Source organism: Bacillus shivajii (assembly GCF_020519665.1).
In the GTDB taxonomy this organism is placed as follows: domain Bacteria; phylum Bacillota; class Bacilli; order Bacillales; family Salisediminibacteriaceae; genus Bacillus_CA; species Bacillus_CA shivajii.
This window is the reverse complement of sequence record NZ_CP084703.1, coordinates 488,459-507,083: the sequence shown is the minus strand read 5'-3', so window position 1 is coordinate 507,083 and position 18,625 is coordinate 488,459. Positions and strand designations below refer to the sequence as shown.

Annotated in this window: 20 protein-coding genes and 4 tRNA genes; 3 read left to right on the top strand and 21 right to left on the bottom strand. The window is 37.8% G+C overall.

Features of this window, described 5'->3' with window-relative positions:
* Nucleotides 1-164: 164 nt before the first annotated feature.
* The 5 genes from LGQ02_RS02545 to LGQ02_RS02525 all read right to left on the bottom strand — a co-directional run bounded on the left by LGQ02_RS02545 (nucleotide 165) and on the right by LGQ02_RS02525 (nucleotide 1,278).
* Nucleotides 165-239, bottom strand: a tRNA-Glu gene (locus LGQ02_RS02545).
* A 10-nt stretch (nucleotides 240-249) separates the two neighbouring features.
* A tRNA-Ser gene (locus tag LGQ02_RS02540) sits at nucleotides 250-340 on the bottom strand.
* A 7-nt stretch (nucleotides 341-347) separates the two neighbouring features.
* Nucleotides 348-422: transfer RNA gene (locus LGQ02_RS02535), tRNA-Asn, on the bottom strand.
* Nucleotides 423-593: 171 nt separating this feature from the next.
* Nucleotides 594-668 (bottom strand) — tRNA-Asn (locus LGQ02_RS02530).
* 145 nt (nucleotides 669-813) lie between these two features.
* Entirely contained in the window at nucleotides 814-1,278 is a 465-nt protein-coding gene (locus LGQ02_RS02525; RefSeq protein ID WP_226516685.1) for a SprT family protein, read from the bottom strand.
* A gap of 187 nt (nucleotides 1,279-1,465) precedes the next feature.
* On the opposite strand from LGQ02_RS02525, the gene cmpA reads away from it, so the two are divergent.
* Complete coding sequence (cmpA, locus tag LGQ02_RS02520; RefSeq protein WP_226516684.1) at nucleotides 1,466-1,597, top strand: cortex morphogenetic protein CmpA; 132 nt, start codon at nucleotides 1,466-1,468, stop codon at nucleotides 1,595-1,597.
* Between the two features lie 180 nt (nucleotides 1,598-1,777).
* Here cmpA and LGQ02_RS02515 read toward each other — a convergent pair whose 3' ends face one another.
* On the bottom strand, nucleotides 1,778-3,970 hold the full coding sequence (locus LGQ02_RS02515) for a Tex family protein (protein WP_226516683.1): 2,193 nt from the start codon (nucleotides 3,968-3,970) through the stop codon (nucleotides 1,778-1,780).
* A gap of 199 nt (nucleotides 3,971-4,169) precedes the next feature.
* Between LGQ02_RS02515 and LGQ02_RS02510 the strand changes: the two genes are divergently transcribed.
* Nucleotides 4,170-4,994 carry an STAS domain-containing protein gene (locus LGQ02_RS02510; protein ID WP_226516682.1) on the top strand — a complete coding sequence of 275 codons (825 nt, stop codon included), beginning with the start codon at nucleotides 4,170-4,172 and terminating at the stop codon, nucleotides 4,992-4,994.
* 145 nt (nucleotides 4,995-5,139) lie between these two features.
* Here LGQ02_RS02510 and LGQ02_RS02505 read toward each other — a convergent pair whose 3' ends face one another.
* The 14 genes from LGQ02_RS02505 to acpS all read right to left on the bottom strand — a co-directional run bounded on the left by LGQ02_RS02505 (nucleotide 5,140) and on the right by acpS (nucleotide 16,066).
* Nucleotides 5,140-5,742, bottom strand: a complete 603-nt coding sequence (locus LGQ02_RS02505) for a SpoIIE family protein phosphatase (protein WP_226516681.1) — start codon at nucleotides 5,740-5,742, stop codon at nucleotides 5,140-5,142.
* Nucleotides 5,742-6,530 (bottom strand): RNA polymerase sigma factor SigB, encoded by a 789-nt coding sequence (sigB, locus tag LGQ02_RS02500; protein WP_226516680.1) that lies wholly within the window; start codon nucleotides 6,528-6,530, stop codon nucleotides 5,742-5,744. The genes LGQ02_RS02505 and sigB overlap by 1 nt, the downstream gene beginning before the upstream one ends.
* Nucleotides 6,493-6,984: an anti-sigma B factor RsbW gene (gene rsbW / locus LGQ02_RS02495; protein ID WP_226516679.1), complete on the bottom strand. Its 492-nt coding sequence runs from the start codon at nucleotides 6,982-6,984 to the stop codon at nucleotides 6,493-6,495. The genes sigB and rsbW overlap by 38 nt, the downstream gene beginning before the upstream one ends.
* 1 nt (nucleotide 6,985) lies before the next feature.
* Nucleotides 6,986-7,315: an STAS domain-containing protein gene (locus tag LGQ02_RS02490; RefSeq protein ID WP_226516678.1), complete on the bottom strand. Its 330-nt coding sequence runs from the start codon at nucleotides 7,313-7,315 to the stop codon at nucleotides 6,986-6,988.
* A gap of 60 nt (nucleotides 7,316-7,375) precedes the next feature.
* Nucleotides 7,376-8,389, bottom strand: a complete 1,014-nt coding sequence (locus tag LGQ02_RS02485) for a PP2C family protein-serine/threonine phosphatase (RefSeq protein WP_319003506.1) — start codon at nucleotides 8,387-8,389, stop codon at nucleotides 7,376-7,378.
* A gap of 14 nt (nucleotides 8,390-8,403) precedes the next feature.
* Nucleotides 8,404-8,805, bottom strand: a complete 402-nt coding sequence (locus tag LGQ02_RS02480; RefSeq protein ID WP_226516677.1) for an anti-sigma regulatory factor — start codon at nucleotides 8,803-8,805, stop codon at nucleotides 8,404-8,406.
* 3 nt (nucleotides 8,806-8,808) lie between these two features.
* Nucleotides 8,809-9,165 (bottom strand): STAS domain-containing protein, encoded by a 357-nt coding sequence (locus tag LGQ02_RS02475; RefSeq protein ID WP_226516676.1) that lies wholly within the window; start codon nucleotides 9,163-9,165, stop codon nucleotides 8,809-8,811.
* A gap of 14 nt (nucleotides 9,166-9,179) precedes the next feature.
* Nucleotides 9,180-10,004: an RsbT co-antagonist protein RsbRA gene (locus tag LGQ02_RS02470; RefSeq protein WP_226516675.1), complete on the bottom strand. Its 825-nt coding sequence runs from the start codon at nucleotides 10,002-10,004 to the stop codon at nucleotides 9,180-9,182.
* Nucleotides 10,005-10,359: 355 nt separating this feature from the next.
* Nucleotides 10,360-10,710 (bottom strand): type II toxin-antitoxin system PemK/MazF family toxin, encoded by a 351-nt coding sequence (locus tag LGQ02_RS02465; RefSeq protein ID WP_096190514.1) that lies wholly within the window; start codon nucleotides 10,708-10,710, stop codon nucleotides 10,360-10,362.
* 4 nt (nucleotides 10,711-10,714) lie between these two features.
* Nucleotides 10,715-10,993, bottom strand: a complete 279-nt coding sequence (locus LGQ02_RS02460; protein ID WP_096186805.1) for a CopG family ribbon-helix-helix protein — start codon at nucleotides 10,991-10,993, stop codon at nucleotides 10,715-10,717.
* 324 nt (nucleotides 10,994-11,317) lie between these two features.
* A complete protein-coding gene (gene alr, locus LGQ02_RS02455) occupies nucleotides 11,318-12,490 on the bottom strand; it encodes an alanine racemase (protein WP_226516674.1) in 1,173 nt (390 codons plus the stop codon).
* Between the two features lie 507 nt (nucleotides 12,491-12,997).
* The gene (locus tag LGQ02_RS02450; RefSeq protein WP_226516673.1) at nucleotides 12,998-14,035 is read right to left on the bottom strand and encodes a LolA family protein; all 1,038 of its coding nucleotides are present in this window, start codon (nucleotides 14,033-14,035) and stop codon (nucleotides 12,998-13,000) included.
* A gap of 49 nt (nucleotides 14,036-14,084) precedes the next feature.
* Nucleotides 14,085-15,623, bottom strand: a complete 1,539-nt coding sequence (locus tag LGQ02_RS02445) for an NAD(P)H-hydrate dehydratase (protein WP_226516672.1) — start codon at nucleotides 15,621-15,623, stop codon at nucleotides 14,085-14,087.
* A gap of 59 nt (nucleotides 15,624-15,682) precedes the next feature.
* Nucleotides 15,683-16,066 (bottom strand): holo-ACP synthase, encoded by a 384-nt coding sequence (gene acpS, locus LGQ02_RS02440; protein ID WP_226516671.1) that lies wholly within the window; start codon nucleotides 16,064-16,066, stop codon nucleotides 15,683-15,685.
* Nucleotides 16,067-16,239: 173 nt separating this feature from the next.
* On the opposite strand from acpS, the gene LGQ02_RS02435 reads away from it, so the two are divergent.
* Nucleotides 16,240-16,989 carry a rhomboid family intramembrane serine protease gene (locus tag LGQ02_RS02435; protein ID WP_226516670.1) on the top strand — a complete coding sequence of 250 codons (750 nt, stop codon included), beginning with the start codon at nucleotides 16,240-16,242 and terminating at the stop codon, nucleotides 16,987-16,989.
* 198 nt (nucleotides 16,990-17,187) lie between these two features.
* Here the strand turns inward: LGQ02_RS02435 and LGQ02_RS02430 are convergent, their stop codons facing one another.
* Nucleotides 17,188-18,246 carry an ABC transporter ATP-binding protein gene (locus tag LGQ02_RS02430; protein WP_226516669.1) on the bottom strand — a complete coding sequence of 353 codons (1,059 nt, stop codon included), beginning with the start codon at nucleotides 18,244-18,246 and terminating at the stop codon, nucleotides 17,188-17,190.
* Nucleotides 18,247-18,625: the final 379 nt, after the last annotated feature.

Here is an 18,625-nt window from a genome sequence, read left to right as displayed (position 1 = left end):
CACTCACATCCTCACGTATGTGGTATACGCTCCAGTGCTCGTTCCCTTTCTTCCTCGACCTTCTTGCTTCTTTCAAACAAAACGATCTGCATAAGGGGCGGCGAATCTCTTTGTCAGATGCGCTCACTCACATCCTCATGTATACGAGACTTTGAAAAAACTAATGGTGACCCGTAGGGGATTCGAACCCCTGTTACCGCCGTGAAAGGGCGGTGTCTTAACCACTTGACCAACGGGCCTAATATTTAATGGCGGAGAAGGAGGGATTTGAACCCTCGCGCCGCTCACACGACCTACTCCCTTAGCAGGGGAGCCCCTTCAGCCACTTGGGTACTTCTCCATAAGAATGGCTCCACAGGTAGGACTCGAACCTACGACCGATCGGTTAACAGCCGATTGCTCTACCACTGAGCTACTGTGGAATATTGTTAGTGTTTTTTTGCGACTTTTATATCTTACACAATCAACAAGATTATGTCAACTGTTTTTTTACGGAGTCGCATTCTCTCTTAATTATATTTATCTGCTTACTTTTAGCTTGTCCCATTTATTAAGGAACAAAAATGAGTAAGGACTTCCCCCAAAAAAAGAAATGGCTCCACAGGTAGGACTCGAACCTACGACCGATCGGTTAACAGCCGATTGCTCTACCACTGAGCTACTGTGGAATAATAACGACAATTATTATTTTAAACAAAGATAATATTAATGTCAAACCCACGTTACTGTAGTTGTTCACTTCCTTAATGTTGTTGGTAGGCTCTCTTGATGAGATTTATATAATAGCATAGAGATTTAATAAAAATCAACTTTTTATCCAGAAATCGTTTTAACAATTTTTAACTTTCCTTTACACTTCCCACAAACATACTTCTTCGTATCTATTCTTCTTTTCCTTTTATAGATTAAATCACAAGAAGTACATTGGTACATATGAATGACCTTAGATTTTTTCCGAGTCCCAGGGAGTGTTTGACAATGCCTCGAGCCACCAACCGCTTTTAGCAAATTTTTAAACTCTCTATCTTTATGCATGTACCCTTTTCCTTCAATGTGTAAGTGGTAATGGCAAAGTTCATGCTTAATGATTTTTACTAACTCTTCATATCCGAAGTGTTCATAATGCTTTGGGTTGATCTCAATATGGTGATCTGCTAATGAGTAACGCCCCCCTGTTGTTCTTAACCTATTATTAAAATATGCATCATGCTGGAACGGCTTATTAAATGAATTTACCGATATCTGTTCAACTAACTGTTGTAATTGTTCATTATTCACTTCCTAGACACCCTCCTTTCCCAAGCCCACTTCAATACTTCAGTATCTATACTCCGCTATTTACAGCTTGTAAATATTACGTTCTTGTTATATCTTCATCAATTTGAAAACAAGGACAATCCTTCGAACATATATTAATTAATACTATCCGAACTATCATTTAATACGAACGAAAGGAGGTTACTTTATGCCCTCTTGGCTACGCAACCAATTACAAGAGGCCTATCAGCGTAAGGACCTGCGTAGAATCCGGATTTTAAACCAATGTTGGTTTTATTATAAAAGATCCACGCCATACTCGTCATCTAAATCACAATAAGATACTACTATAGAAATTTTTTAAGTTCTAATCTTTGATTGCCGAGCCTATAGGCGTTACTAGAACCATAGTTGAACTTATACACTTTAAAATTTTCACAGCGTCGAGTATTTTCTTACCAAAAGATTTGTAGATTCTTAACGATTTTAAAAAAGAGGGGATCCCCCCCTCTTTCCCAAGTTAGCCATTTGTCAGTTGCTTTTCCGGTTTTAACATCGTTAAGGCAATTCGTCCCTTTTTCATATCGACATCATCAACCCATACAGTAACAACGTCACCGACAGAGACAATTTCCATCGGATGTTTTACAAAGCGGTTGGCTAGCTTTGATATGTGGACAAGTCCATCTTCTTTTACACCAATATCTACAAATGCTCCAAAGTCAACAACATTTCTTATCGTCCCTTGTAACTCCATTCCCTTTGAGAGGTCATCCATTGATAACACATCAGTTTTAAGAACAGGCTTTGGAACATCCTCACGTGGATCACGCCCAGGTCTAGATAATGCATCAAGAATGTCTTGAAGCGTTGGAATACCTACACCGTATTTGTCAGCAAGTTCATTCACATTCAATTGCTCTATTCTTTCCTTAATATCAGTTGTCCCTAAATCCTCTTCCTTAATACTTAAGTCTTTCATGATTTCCTTTGTAACGGAATAACTTTCTGGGTGAATGCTTGTACGGTCTAGCGGTTGGTCACCATCAATAATCCTTAAGAAACCTATACTTTGTTCATATGTTTTATTCCCTAAACGCGGGACCTTCTTCAATTGTTTTCTATTTATAAACTTTCCTTCTTCTTCTCGGTATTTCACAATATTATTGGCTACGGATTTTGATAAGCCTGAAACATATTGTAATAATGAAGAAGAAGCAGTATTTAAGTTAACTCCTACTTGGTTTACAACTGTTTCAACGACGAAAGTAAGCTGGTCATTTAACTTCGACTGTGTGACGTCATGTTGATATTGACCAACGCCAACTGACTTCGGGTCAATTTTCACGAGCTCTGCAAGCGGATCTTGTATTCTTCTTGCAATAGAAACAGCACTCCGCTCTTCCACTTGTAAATCAGGGAACTCTTCTTTCGCTAATTTTGAAGCAGAATAAACACTCGCTCCCGCTTCATTTACAATTAAATAGTACAATTTACGATCTACTTCCTTCATTAGATCAGCAATAAATTGCTCAGTTTCACGAGATGCCGTACCATTTCCGATCGCAATCATTTCAATTTGATATTTTTCAATAAAGGATTTCACTTTTTCCTTTGCTTGGTCAACTGCATTTTTTGGTGGTGTCGGGTAAATGACATCAATATCAAGCACTTTTCCTGTTTCGTCTACAACCGCTAACTTACAACCTGTCCGATACGCTGGGTCCACCCCTAGCACAATTCTGTCTTTAAGAGGTGGTTGTAACAATAAATTACGCAAGTTTTCTGAGAAAATATGAATAGCTTGTTCTTCCGCCTTTTCAGTCATTTCTTTTCGTATCTCACGCTCTATGGATGGCTCGATTAAGCGTTTATAACTATCTTCAATTGCTTCTTTTAGCTGTACTTCAACAATGCTCCTACTATGTTTAATGATTTTTGATTTTATATATGTTATTACTCTATCTCGAGGTGCAACAATAGCAACTTTTAATACATCTTCTTTCTCACCTCGGTTTAGGGCTAGAACACGATGCGGGACGATTTTTTTTATTTCTTCACTATACTCATAGTACATTTCAAAGATATTTTTTTCGTCCTCAGCTTTTGATTTTTTCTCCGCTGAGATTTTACCTTCTTTAAATGTCATTTCTCGAATTTGCTTTCGAATATCGGCATCATCTGAAATATATTCACTAATGATGTCTTTTGCTCCTTGAATAGCATCTTCAACATCATTTACTTCTTTTTCTTCATTTATGTATTTCTCTGCTTCCTCTTCTATCGCCCCACTTTTCGGCAAAGCGAATATCCATTCTGCTAGTGGTTCAAGCCCTTTTTCTTTTGCGACTGTCGCTTTCGTTCTCCGCTTTTGTTTGTAAGGGCGATATAAGTCTTCTACTTCTTGTAACTTCGTTGCGTTTTCAATATTTCCTTTCAACTCTGTGGAGAGCTTGCCTTGTTCATCTATAAGGCGAATGACTTCTTCTTTTCTTTTCTGTAAATTAGACGCATACTCCCACGCTTCAAGAATTTGACGAATTTGCTCTTCGTCTAAGCCTCCAGTTAACTCTTTTCGATAACGTGCGATAAACGGGACTGTATTTCCTTCCTCATTAAGTTCTATAACACTTTTAATTTTTGTATCCTTTAATTTCACTTCATTTGTAACCTGTTTTAATAATTCATTTTGCTGCTCCGTCCACTCCAACATAATACCTCCTCAAAATATATACGGTGTGTCCATCATAATTATACTTTATCTTCCCAAAGAATGAAAATTACCTTTGACACACCTCTTCTAGCTAAAAAATATCGAATCATTCGAATTGTCATAATCGTTTTTGTTATGTAAAATAAAAGACGTTATGTAGATGAACTCTAAATGATCATATATTCTAGGAGTGAATGTCATGGGCCTAACATACGAAAAGGAATATACAGATTTTTTTAACAACAAAAAAGATGAATTTCTAAATGAATTGTTGAATGAGGCTGTTAATGCTCGAGAAAAAGTAAAAGAGATTCAACGCATCGGAAATATCGACCTCTTATCGAACGCCCATAACCTTGTTATGTATTCACTCAGTGGGAATGATGAAGTGTTAGAAGCGTTTGCAAAAAAAGAAGGGATTGCGTGGGCTAGCCATGATTTAACGCTCGACTTCAAGCTCGAGTGGGTTCAGTCTATCCGTAGAACACTTTGGCGCTTTCTACAGAGGTTCGAAGAAGAGAAAGACAAACAGACAGGAAGTGAGAACTTCTACAACCTTGAAAAACAAGTGAATGACCGTATCGATCGGTTCTTGACTGGATTTTTCCTAAATTATTCTGAGTATAAAGATCAGCTAATAAAATCTCAACGAGAACTAGTGGAGAATTTATCGGTACCCATCATCCCGATCTCTGATAAAGTCTGTGTCCTACCTCTGATTGGAGAAATCGATGTAGGTAGAGCTAGTAGAATTGAGGAGAAAACACTAAAAGAAATAGGTAGTCTCCGTATCGAAACGATTGTCATGGATTTCTCAGGAATTGCACATATAGACAATAACGTTATTGATCATATAATAAAAACAATCGACGGGTCTAACCTCATGGGATGCTCTTGTGTTATCACTGGCCTACGATCTGAAATTGTAAAGAAATTCACTAGCCTTAACTTAAAATTTGAGAGTAAAGCAGCAACGAAGGCTACATTGCAGCAAGCATTAGAAGATTACTTTGTTTCATCATAAATGAATGTAACCCTAATCATTCCATGTGATGAATGCCTCCTCAAACCTTTGTTAGGTACTTAAATAAATCTCAATGCACAAAAAGGGCTGACTTTATATTGTCAGCCCTTTAAAGCTCTCGTTCTACTTTTACAATAGTAGATTATTAAGCGATCTTTCCTATAAGGATCGTTGTATCATCATCTGAATCTTCCATATGATCAATGAGATGTTCAAGTACATATTTAGGGGAATCCATCCGAGAAATTATTTTATGATATTGCGGGTTAAAGATTAAGCCATCTGAAAATAAAATGAAACCCATCCCTTTTTCATAATTCAAACGCTGGATTTTAAACTCTCGTTTTTTCCCTGACATATAACCACGGTTAGGTACAGGACGATTTAATCTTCCTGATGGTGTATAAAAAATACAGCCAATGTTTCCCACATTACTGTATACAAGTTCTTCATTTATTAAATCTATTTTTAAAATCGTCAATACAGCACCACGCTTATGCCAAAGAACTTCATTACACTTTTTCATCAAGTCTTGTAAATCTAAATCGTGATTCTCTTTAATAATCTCAATCGTTGCTTCAGATGCATTCATCGCTTCTTCTCCACTACCAAGTCCATCAGCTACTGCACAGATAACGTAATCATCTGTTCTTGTAATGAAATAAGCATCTCCCGAACACCAATTACCTTTTTTTGCTACGTGATAAGTGCTGATTTCTATACCATTTATTTTCTGGTGCTCGATCATTATAAACACTCCGTCGGTTCTATACGTATCGATTCTCTTAATTTTTGTAAAGCTCTTCTTTGTAAGCGCGATACATGCATTTGGGATATGCCTAATTTTTCTCCGGTTTCTTTTTGGCTTAAATTATCAAAGTATGTTAACTGAAGAATTTGCTTTTCACGGTCTGTTAATACCTCAAAAGCTTTTTCTAACAGCAGATGTTGATCCGTTTGCTCATATCCAGCTTCATTCGAACCAACAAGATCAAGAAGTGTTACCGCACTTCCTTCATCATCAGCCTCAATCGAGCGATCAACAGATAAAGCTTGATAACTTTTTCCCATTTCCATCGTTTCTAGAACTTCTTCTTCAGAAACACCGATATGTTCTGCTATTTCAACCACCTTCGGAGAACGCTGTAACTCTCTTGTTAAATCTTCAACTGCACTCTTAATTTTAGGTCCTAATTCCTTAATTCGTCTCGGGACATGGACACTCCAAGTTTTATCACGGATGAAACGTTTAATCTCACCGACAATTGTCGGAACAGCAAATGATTCAAAGCTCCTTCCAAACGAAGGGTCAAAGCGCCTTAAAGCAGCAAGTAATCCAATCATCCCTACTTGAACTAAATCTTCATCATGGCGTTGACCTTTGGAAAACTTTCTGGCTAGAGCATAAACGAGATTTTCAAATTCTTTGACGAGCTTCGTTTGAATGACTTCGTCACCCGTACGTTGAAAATCCTCAATTAATCTTAAAATCTCTTCTTTATTGTTCTGTGATTTGTTCTGAGATCCCGTTGTCACTTTGTTCCACCTCATCTCTTTGCAGGAACTTCGTCATAACGATCATAACGCCTGAATCTCCCGTGATTTCCACCTTGTCCATTAACGTTTCAATTAAGAATAACCCGAGACCTCCTTCCTTGAGCTCCTCGATTGGCTGATCTGAAGATACCGGTCCATTCCCTTGTTTTAAATCTTCTATATTTATCGCACCGCCTTTATCTGCAACGATCAGTTCAAGGCGGTCATCAAAAACCCCACAATTAATCATCATTAAAGGGTCGTCCTCCGGGTCTTCATAAGCATGGTTGACAACGTTCGTACATGCTTCAGCAACCGCAATTTTTATATCTTCAATGTCATCATAGGAGTACCCTAATCGGTTTGCAATTCCTGAAACGGTCAAACGTACAACACCAACATATTCCGGTTTAGCAGGAACCTTCATTTCGATATGATCAGATGTGTGTGCCATTCTACGCCTCCTCCCTCTGACTTGCGTCAATATCGATCACTTCATTTAAGCCCGTAATCTCAAATAAACGTTTTACTCGATCGTTTACTCCAGAGATTTTAAGCGTCCCGCCCGCTTTATCAACAGACTTAAGTGCTCCGATAAAGATACCTAAACCTGTACTATCGATGTAACTGACTTGAGACAAGTCAACAATTAGTGTATTTTGGCCTTTTTCTGTTAAGGGCGCTAACGATTCTTTTAATTTTGCAGAAGTATATACATCAACTTCACCTGTTAAATACACAACATCTGCATTATTTTGTTCTTGAATGTCAATTTGTAAATTCATTTTTTCCCCTCCTGCAAACATTTGGATACACAACGACTTAGTACCCTTCATTTACACCTGTTAAACATTTTTTCGTAATATTAAGAGGGTAAAGTCATCCCTTAATTGAAAGTCTTGCATTTTTTCAAGGTCTCGATACACATTGTTTACAATTTCCTGGGCTGAGAGGTGTTTATAGTTCCTTATCATATCCGTTATTTTTTCACGTTCAATAAAGTCACCCTCAGTACGACATTCAGTCACCCCGTCTGAAAGTAACACAATGAAATCACCTGTTTCCATTTGATAGGAGCTTTCGTTATAACTCGTTTTCGGCATAATACCTAATACAAGTCCTTTCGTTTCAAGCTCTTCAAACCTATCTTCTTTTGCTCGATAATAAAAACCCGGTTCATGACCAGCACTTGCAAAGTGAAACTTATGATCCCTCGGATCATAAGAGCCATACATCATTGTAATGAACATGTCATCATCAATGTTTCGTTCAACAACCCGATTTAAATTCTCCAGCAAATCACCTGGCTGTAAACGCTGCTCTGGTAAACTGTCCATTGCATATTTGATCATCGACATACACATAGCCGCCGGAACACCCTTACCTATAACATCAGCAACAGCCACTCCTACACAACCATGTTCATCTTGTATATAGTGGTAATAATCACCGCTCATCTTCCCTGCCGGAACGCTAATCACACCGAAATCAACGTCTTCCATATCGACCTTATTTTCCGGAAGAAGCGATTGTTGCATTCTTGCCGCTACATTTAATTCCGATTCTAATTGCCTTTGACGGTCTCGCAAGCTTTGATGTTCCCGATAAGCAAGACCATAACCAATCATCACTTCAAGAAGTAAATCAAAAGAGTCTACGACTTCTTTCGGAAGGTCAGGCTTAATCTCTTGGAAAACAGATATATGAAGGCTCACCATTTCTTCTGGGGACATATCCTTCTCCATCATTTCCTTACTGAATTGCTGTGCATTATATAAAACTTCTTCACTTTGTTCTGATAAATAATTATTTAACATTTCTTTATAGAGTTGATACATCGAAAGCTTTGTCTCTTCCAAGCAGTGACACCTCCCTACCTGAGCCACTTCACAGCTGTTATCGTTGTCCCGTCATCTTGATCTGAATCGATTTTAAAATCGTTCATTAAACGCTTCACGCCAGGAAGCCCTGCACCAAGTCCTCCTGATGTAGTGAATCCATCTTCCATTACTTTTCTTACATCCTTAATTCCTGGACCTTTGTCTTTTGCAATAATTCTTATGCCTCTTTTTCCAGATGATGACACTTCTTCTATATAAATTTGCCCTTTATTAGCATATAAATAGATATTTCTTGCAAGTTCAGAAATCGCTGTTGTGATTCGTGCTTGATCTACAGTACCGAATCCTACTTCTCTTGCGAGTTTTCGTCCTGCCTGCCTAGCAGCAACGATCCCCCATTCACTATGAATATCCACATGGGTTTGGACTTGCATGCATCAACCCTCCAATTCGAGCTGGAGTCTTTCCAACCCTTTCTCTAGATCTAATGCTGTCGGTACTTCTTCAAGCATAATACCCATGTCAATGAGAGTAATGGCTACAGCGGGCTGAATACCGGTAAGAACTACTTTCGCTCCCATTAAGTTAGACATGTCTACGACATCACCTAAAACTTTGGCAATAAATGAATCAATCATTTCAACAGAGGTAAGATCTATAACAACTCCTCTAGAACCCTCCTCATGTATTTTACTTAGTACATCCTCTTGAAATTGGAGAGCTGTTTGATCATCCAATTCCACTTGAACAGAAATTAATAAGTAATCATGTAGCTTTAATATTGGGATGCGCAAAACCAAATCCTCCTTTAATTCTCAATATCTACGATTTTCCGGTTCGTTATTTCAAGAGCAGCTTCCATTCCTTTTTTCATGCTACTTTTCGTCGGAAACTTACTGAGATCGATCCCTAAGTTAACAATTGTTTGAGCAATTTCAGGCCTTATCCCTACTAATATACATTTCGATCCTATTAGTCTAACTGCGTCTGCTGCTTGAATAATATGATGAGCAACCATTGTGTCAACAACAGGAACCCCTGTAATATCTATTAACACCACTTCAGAACGATGGTTAATGACACCATCGAGTAAGTTTTCCATGATTAACCTAGCGCGTTCTGTATCTATTGTACCTATTAACGGCATCACACTAATTTTATCCACAACAGGGATCAACGGAGCAGAAAGCTCTTTCAAGGCCATTTTTTGCAAAAAAACCGTGTTTTCCCAAGAGCCCGAATATTCATTCACTAAGATGTTTACTACGCCGTCAATCCAGTTTTCAACTTCTTGGAAATATTCAATGGTTTGGGAAGGATTAGAACCTTCTTGAGATATTTTTTCTACAGTAATTTTACGGAATTCTTGTAGCCCTCGTGTTATATAATTTAGAGGCCAACCTAACTGGATCAGCTTTTCTGTAAATTCGATCAGCTCGTCCTGAAATTCGGTTTCATTTTTATCAACTGTTGAAATTAATTTCGTTACAAACTCGCGATTCGTATTTTCATACATCGCATCAGTAATGTTTTGTAACTGGTCTTGTGACCTAAATTGTGTAATTTCTTTCAACCATTCATCGACAATATCATTTTGACTATTAATGATAAGTTCACGAATAAATGAATTCATTCTATCATTGCCCCCACTTTATTCTACTTGTTGCTTCTATTATTTCACTGATTTTTGCTGATTGCAACGAAAGTAGTCCTTTTAACAACATTTCCGACAAGAGACCACATTTATCCACAACACATACCCCTATCTGTATCATTCACCCTCATTTATCATGGCATAATAAAAAAGATACAAAAACAATGTACCTTCTATATTAGTAACGACTATGCACTTTTATGACTCACTTAGCTATTTAGCATAACAAGAAATAACCCGAGAAAATACAAAAGACACCGATTTTTTTCGGAGTCTTTCATTATCATGTTTATATACGGCTTGTTTACCATACCATGAATAAGGATATAGATGTTTAAAAGTCAATCAAACCAAGACTGATCATCAAAGCATCATTAACTTTTGCCATCATATCATCATCCAGATGCGTGATCTTATCCGTTAGACGTTGCTTATCAATGGTGCGGACTTGTTCTAGAAGTATGACGGAATCTCGATCAAATCCATATCTTTTCGCATTAATTTCCACATGTGTTGGCAATTTCGCTTTTTGAATTTGCGCTGTAATTGCTGCCACAATAACCGTCGGGCTAAAGCGGTTCCCGATATCGTTTTGAATAATAAGAACCGGTCGGATTCCACCTTGTTCAGAACCAACAACGGGTGAAAGGTCAGCAAAATAAACATCACCACGTTTTACAATCAATCCCTTACACCCCACTAACTAAGCGATCCAACGTATTCTCGGCCTCCTCCTCAACAAGAAAGGATTCTGTTGCAATGTTCAAGTTAATTTTCGCCATTTCCATATAGCCTTGTTGCATCGTTTCGCGGATTTGTTGTTTCTTTTGTTCTCTCAAGTACATTTTCGTAGCTTGGTGAATTATTTCACTGCGGTTAACATTCTGTCTTTCCAGTAAACCATCAAGTTCGTTCACTAAATGTTGCGGTAAGCTTACCATAATTTTTTTTGTGTTCTCTTCGGACACAAAAAACACCTCCAACGCAGCATCATCCGTTTTTTTAATCCTTCTTTATAATATCACTTGCTATAGGCGATTGCAAAGTGACTTTTTGATCTTTAACAAAGTTTTTTCGGCAATTTTCCCTAAATCCCTCTAAATTGATCTCATTTTCTTGTGTCATCTCCCCTTTTTTGCTTTCTAAAAAATAGAGGATGAAGATTTTCAAACAGAACTTGGCTTATCGTTAAAGAGATTCTTAGTACTCTTTACCTGCGACGAGTAACCGCAGTATCAGTTATACTATCAACCGAAATTATATAAATTCTAATAGTACAAGAAAATGATCTGTTAAAAGATTTTATTATGCACATGTGAAATTTGGTTGTTTTGCATGATAGCCCGAGGTACACGGTAACTGATTGAACAAGGGATTTCATAACTAATTGTCTGAAGTCTTCTCGCCACTTCATCAATCGTAATGTGTTCTTCTCCTTGCTTCCCAAGTAATGTGACTTTAGTACCCTCTTCAACTCTTTCATCTAAAGAGACCATTAATTGATCCATACAAATACGCCCGACGATCGGACGCCTTCTCCCATCCACTAATACATCTCCACCACTATGGGCTCTTATCCACCCATCTGCATAACCGATTGGAATTGTTGCAATCCATTCATTTTCCTTTGTTTCATATGTCGCGCCGTAGCTTATAAATTCACCTTCCGTCATTTGCTTCACTTGAGTGATTCGACTATGAAGAGAAAATGCTTCAATAAGTGGAACTGGTAGTTCGTCTTTAATTTCCTCTGAAGGAGAAAGGCCATACATTGATATACCAACACGAACTAAGTTATAACTTCGTTCTGCAAATCTTAATGTAGTAGCTGAATTAGCACAATGTTTATACGGAACCACTTGTCCCCATTCTCGTTCAAACCATTGAACCATTTTATCAAAGCGACCTTGTTGTATTTCAACATAAGTTGTATCTACTTCATCAGCCGTAGCATAATGCGTATAAATCCCATCAACTTCAAATAATGGAGATTGCTTTAATGTTCTGATTAAAGCTTTTCCTTCCTCAATGGTTCTTATACCAATTCGTCCCATACCAGTATCAATTTTTACATGACATTTTATTTTCGGAGTGTTTTCATCAATTTCCTGAGCTACTTTTTCTACCCAATCTTTTTGAAAAACAGTAAGTGTAATCCCCTTTTCTGCTGCATAAATCGCATTCTCCGGCCTAACATGTCCAAGGACAAGAATAGGTGCTGTTATTCCAGCTTCTCTAAGAGCTATCGCTTCATCTAGGATCGCCACCCCTAAAAATGTCGCTCCAGAGGATAAGGCTGCTTTGGCTACATCGATCGCTCCGTGGCCATATGCATTTGCCTTAACCACCGCCATTGTTTCTACCCCTTTAGGAAGAATCGATTGTATATTGATTAAATTTTCCGATATTGCATTTAAGTTAACTTCGGCCCATGTATCTCGGTAAAAGGGATGTAATTTTGACAACGGATATGCCCCTCCTAGTTAGCGTTTCTTTATAAAAGCTATTTTCAATCTCTTATACCTTCATTTATATAGAAGCAAGCGTAAACTGTATATGAAGAAAAGAGCTTTTATAAAAAAATTCATTGATTGAAAAATGTGTTATTTATACATTATTATTTGCACACTCCGTTGTGTCAAATATTCTTATGAGATTTAACAACAATGCAAAATTTAAATTTGACGACCGTGAAAATTTAGTTTACGTGTAAACAGAAACACCGTTTATGTTGGGAAGTAGACGCTACTTGCTCTCACCATGTCTTGTTTACCACAGACAACACTTCCCAAAACAAACTTCGTTCGTTTTATGTGATTTTTGGGTCAAGCTGTCCCCACTGGAGTCTCGCAGCTTACTTCCATACCAATATGAGACAACCATAAAACTTTTAAACGAATATAGACCGAATGGTGGCCTTGTTCAATAGAAAAAGGCTCAGGTGGATCTAACCATGAGCCTTTCCCTAATTGTTATTTCTCTTCTGTGCCATAAACACTTCTTGCTATTGCAGCTAACTCTTCTTCACTTAGATGTTTAGAAGCTAAGAAGAAATCAGTGCCATTATATGACCAAGAGACTGTTTTTGTATCTCCCTCTTTCGTCAATGCACCGTATGTGAAACCGATATCGATCGGTTCACCACTGACAATGTCTACTGGCGTACTTGCTTCAACAACACGGCTACGTTGCTGAACTAATGTAAATGGCTGTTGGCCATCATAACTTAAAATCACTCGTTTTCCACTCTCTGTTTCTACCTCTTCAGAATGCTCTAACTGTGTGCCATCTGGGGAGAACATTGGATAGTAAACAGTAAATGGCTCTTCTTCCAAAGGCTCCCCCTCTGCAAGAGTTGGAACGTCCATATCAATACGTGCAGCTGTCATATTTCGATCCATATCGAAGTCACCATCATTAAACGTTGCATTCATCTCAAAGTTCGTAAATTCAACTTCTACAAGAACTTTCAAATCAACATCCATGATTTTCGCAGATGCAGGAGACAAATCACCTTTATTTAACATGACTTCTTGCTGATTTAAGTTTTTATTGGAATAGTTCGTGTTTGTTTGAAAAACATAATGATCTTCTGTCGCGGAAAAAGTTCTCTCTGGATCCATTAAAATATCATTAACGAGCGATTCATATAAATAGACTTGGCTATTATTTTCAGGCCAGTCACTTTGGAAACGAAAACTTTTATTAAGTGCTGGAGTTAATACAAAAACACCATCTTCATTTCGCAAAATAATTTGTCCATGTTCTTTTTCTGCATTGTTTAAAGCAACTCGATACAAAGTAGGATCTTTGTGCCAAACTTCCACTTCATACACTTGAGGCTCTTCCCCAGTTTGCAACGTCATCGTCGCTTGTGCCTTGTAGCCAGTTAACCCATCCAACGTTTTATCAAGATCTTCGATGACATCCTCCTGTGTTTTTTCCCCGCATGCAGCGAGTAACAACATTACTGTAGTCAAAAATGCTAGTAAGGAAACTGTCTTTTTCATTTACTCAACCCCTCTGTGTCTTTTCGACGACAAAGGAGGGATATAATTGTCACGAATGGTATCGGTATGACTTTAACACCTTCGGCAGATGATTAATTAAATCTGATGCGGTTATACTAAACACATCGTACTCTTTGAGTCGCTCATCTGCAACTTTACCATGAAGGTGGACAGCATTACAGATCGCTTCTAAAACAGACTGGTGCTGAAGAACAAATGAAAGAATCATCCCAGTGAGCATATCACCTGAACCACCTTTTGCTAAAGCTGAATTCCCGGTCATATTCACTCGCTGTTTCCCGTCAGGCGTAGTAACTATCGTATTAGGGCCTTTTAATACAACGTACATGTTGTAAGTTATCGCAAGTCGCTTTGAAATATCAAACCTGTTTTTCTCTACTGTATCTAAAGAGATATTCATTAGCCTTGCCATTTCTCCAACATGTGGAGTAACGATTGTTGGACCACCTTCTCTACCTTTCTTCCACTTTGATAACTCCAATGACAAATGATACAAGCCATCAGCATCGATAATTAATGGACCGTCAAACTCGTTAAACGTTTTATATAATTGATATTGATTTGCTCTTCCAACACCTGGTCCAAAAGCGATGGCATCGAATTTTTGATCATTGATTTGATCAATTGACAGGCTTGTTAATTCCCCATCTTCACTTCTTAATGGAAGAAACATTGATTCAGTTAATTTTTGTGAAACGGTCGGTAAAATGACATCCGGAACTGCTAAAGTAACAAGTCCTGATCCAGAACGTAAACAAGCTGACGTCGTTAAGATAGAAGCACCTGGCATTTGGACGGAACCTCCTATAATAAGCGACTTTCCTGCTGTGCCTTTATGAGCGTATCGATCTCGGTCTGGCAAGGTTTGTTTAACTTCTTCCTCAGTGATTACTTGTCTTTTCACAGAGATATTTTCATAGACTCTTTTTGGTATCGCAATATCAAGTGCATGTACCTTTCCATAGTAACGATCCATGTTCGGAAGAAAAGTACTGACTTTATAAGCGTCAAAAGTATATGTTTCATCTGCATTTAATGCTAAAAACGACTCTCCACATTCATGTGAAGGCAATCCACTTGGAATGTCTACCGAAACGACTTTCCCCTCCCACGATGTATTCACATACTCGATAATCGTTGAATAAGGACGCCTCGGAATACCCTTTACCCCTGTACCAAGCATCGCATCGATCAAGACATCACTTTCTTTAAGTTGCTCATAAAAACGGTGAGGTTGTTTCTCAAAAGAGTGCCATATATAATGGCTATTTTCATAGATCTCTTTATGCCGAAGTGCTGCTCCCTTTATTTTCCCTTCTTGAGGGATCAACCAGACATTCGTTTTTATTTGTGCTTCTTTTAGCAGCCGAGCAATGACAAAACCATCGCCTCCATTATTCCCTGAACCTATTAAGATGATGATCTTTGAGCCCTTATTAATTGAACGTAATAGTTGCCGAAAAAAAGCCTGACCTGCGTTCTCCATTAATGTTTCTTCACTAAGACCAATATGCTCCATGGTAAAGCGATCTATTTGGTGCATTTCGTCACCCGTTACCACGTACATGTTTTGTTCCCTCCCATCCGCATTAACACTATATGAGGCTGTCCACTACATTATGCAGACTAGCTTGACGAGCTTTCATTTTTTCCTGTCTCTTCAACGACTACTTGGGCAGCAGCATAACTTTTCGTATGTGTAATTGAAAGGTGAAAAGTCTTATCCAAAATATTTTTAACAACTAGTTTCGGTCGCCCAGAAACATCATTTGTGACTTCAATATCTTGAAATGAAAGTTCTTCTCCAATACCAGAGCCAAGGGCTTTACTAACTGCTTCTTTCGCAGCGAACCTTCCCGCTAAATATTCGATTTTTCTGTTCCCTTGTAACTTTTCAAATTTATGTATTTCATTAAAGGTTAAAATCCGTTCTGCAAATCTCTTTTGGCGAGTCATAAGTTTTTCAATGCGTTCTAATTCAATTAAATCAAGCCCTATTCCTAAAATCATGTCCATTCCCTCCGACAAACCTTTATATACCATTCTACACGAACAACGATTTGAATAGTCTAGTAATGTAATTTTTTTAAACTTGTTAAGATAGGTTTAACTTTGTATCCTGTGATAAAATAAATACTAATATCACCATTAAATGGATTATCTTTTCAAAAGGAGACCCACATATGTTTATTCGTAACGAAAGTTTTCAAGGATTTATACGGTCATATCCAGTTATTACAACACTTGTCGCTATTCATATCATTTTATACTTTTGGATCTCACTCTTTCCATTTTTAGGCGGTCAACAAATTAGAGACTTTGGAATCGGCAGTAACTTATTCATTGCCATGGGAGAATACTGGCGCCTTGTCACACCAATTTTCTTGCATGGTTCGTTAACGCATATGTTATTTAACTCTTTTTCTCTTGTCCTTTTCGGACCTGCATTAGAACAGATGTTAGGAAAAGTGCGTTTCCTTGTTGCCTATTTCACCGCCGGTATTTTAGCAAATATCGCTACGTATTTTCTCGGAGATCCATTTTTATTCCATTTAGGGGCTTCAGGAGCAATTTTCGGCTTGTTCGGCATTTATTTATATATGGTCCTTTATCGAAAAGACTTAATTGATGCAGCAAATTCTCAACTCATAATGACAATCCTTATATTAGGTGTCGTCATGACATTTATTAACCCACGAATAAACATCCTTGCTCACATTTTTGGGTTGATTGCCGGAGCTGCAATTGCACCACTTATTTTATATAAAGTCACACGCTTTGGAAAATACAGGCGCGCAACAGACCCGAATGAAGTTACATTTGATCCGAATAGGTGGAACAAGCAAGCAAAGCGAAAACAAACGTTAAAAGTGGTCGGTATTGTAGTCGGAGTTTTGATTGCACTAGCTATTATCGTATCAATCATGTTTTAATAAACCACAGTGAAAGTTTACTGTGGTTTTTTTGTACTCTTTTTATGCATATAGAAAGTCATTTCAACACACAAAAAGTTCTTGACAAAACCCTCTTTATTTATAATAATTATTAATAAGTAATTTATATCAACAGTTGTCTTCGTCATAGAAAAAAGCCTCCTTCAATCGTGAAGGAGACTGTTATAAGTCATAGTCCTATTCGACAAGAGCGACTAGCTCCGGTTTAATATCAAATGATACGATTGTACCTACTTCGAGATCTTGTTCGATCGGCGCATATATTAACATTGGTTCTTGAGATAATTGCGGTTCATTACGAAGGCGGACATACAATTCTTGATATTCGCCACCGTACGTAACTCGTTCAATTACACCACAATATTTTCCTTCTTCAGTTAATCGGCATCCTTCTGGACGAATCGAAAGCTTAACAGTGTCCAAATGCTCTTGCCATTGTTCAGGCAAACAAACTTTGCCGATATGCGTATGAATATGCTTTTGATCGAGGTCCATTGTTCCTGTGATTAAATTCGTTTTCCCTACGAATTGTGCTACAAAACAGTTTTTCGGACAACGATACATTTCTCTAGGTGAAGCAATTTGCTGAATAACACCATCTTTCATAACGACAACCCGGTCAGATACAGCAAATGCATCTTTTTGGTCATGAGTTACGATAATTGCTGTTGTATTTGCTTTACGTAAAATGTTCGTAACATCGAAACGCATTTTTTCACGAAGCCCCGCGTCTAAGTTACTGAAAGGTTCATCCATTAATACTACGTGCGGTTTCGGTGCTAAAGCACGCGCTAATGCAACACGCTGCTGCTGTCCACCAGAAAGCTGGGTAGGATAACGGTTTGCATACTCTTCTAACCCTACAAGCTCAAGTACTTCTTTTGCTCTTTTACGCTTTTCACGAGCTCCCCATTTATTCAGACCAAACATCACATTTTTAAGGATCGTCATATGTGGAAATAACGCATAGTCTTGAAACACCATCCCAATTCCTCGCTTTTCTGGAGGTAGAGATTGAGTTTCGTTATATACTACTTTCCCATCAATGTTTATCGACCCTTCACTCGGATGTTCAAATCCTGCAATCATTCGTAGAGTCGTAGTTTTACCACATCCACTTGGTCCTAGCAGTGTAACAATTTCACCTTTACGTATATTTAAATTGATATTTCTAACCGCAGGGTCCTGTGAACCAAGAAAATATTTCGTTATCGCATCTAATTGTATAAAACTCATACCTTACCCCTCCCTAGCTCCTCGGATGGTTTTAGCAGTGATATGTGAATCGGCTGTTTAAACCTAAAACTTTTAATAATTGTTGCTAATTTAGAATGATTCAAAATTAGTTGAGAATGATTTTCATTGTACATAAAGTATAGCACACGACTTTTTTTACCGTCAATGAAGTTCAAATCGTTGTCACAAATATTTCGAAAACATTTTCTTTTAATAAATGAATAAACACCTTCACTTATTTTATGATTTTCTCCCTCATATTATTTTTCCCTTTGGCTATTTTTGTTAACAACACAACTGTAGTGTTAATTACATTTTTTTACAAAATTTCACTAATCTTTCACAAAATGATTCTCATCACACTTCCATCATCCGCTAT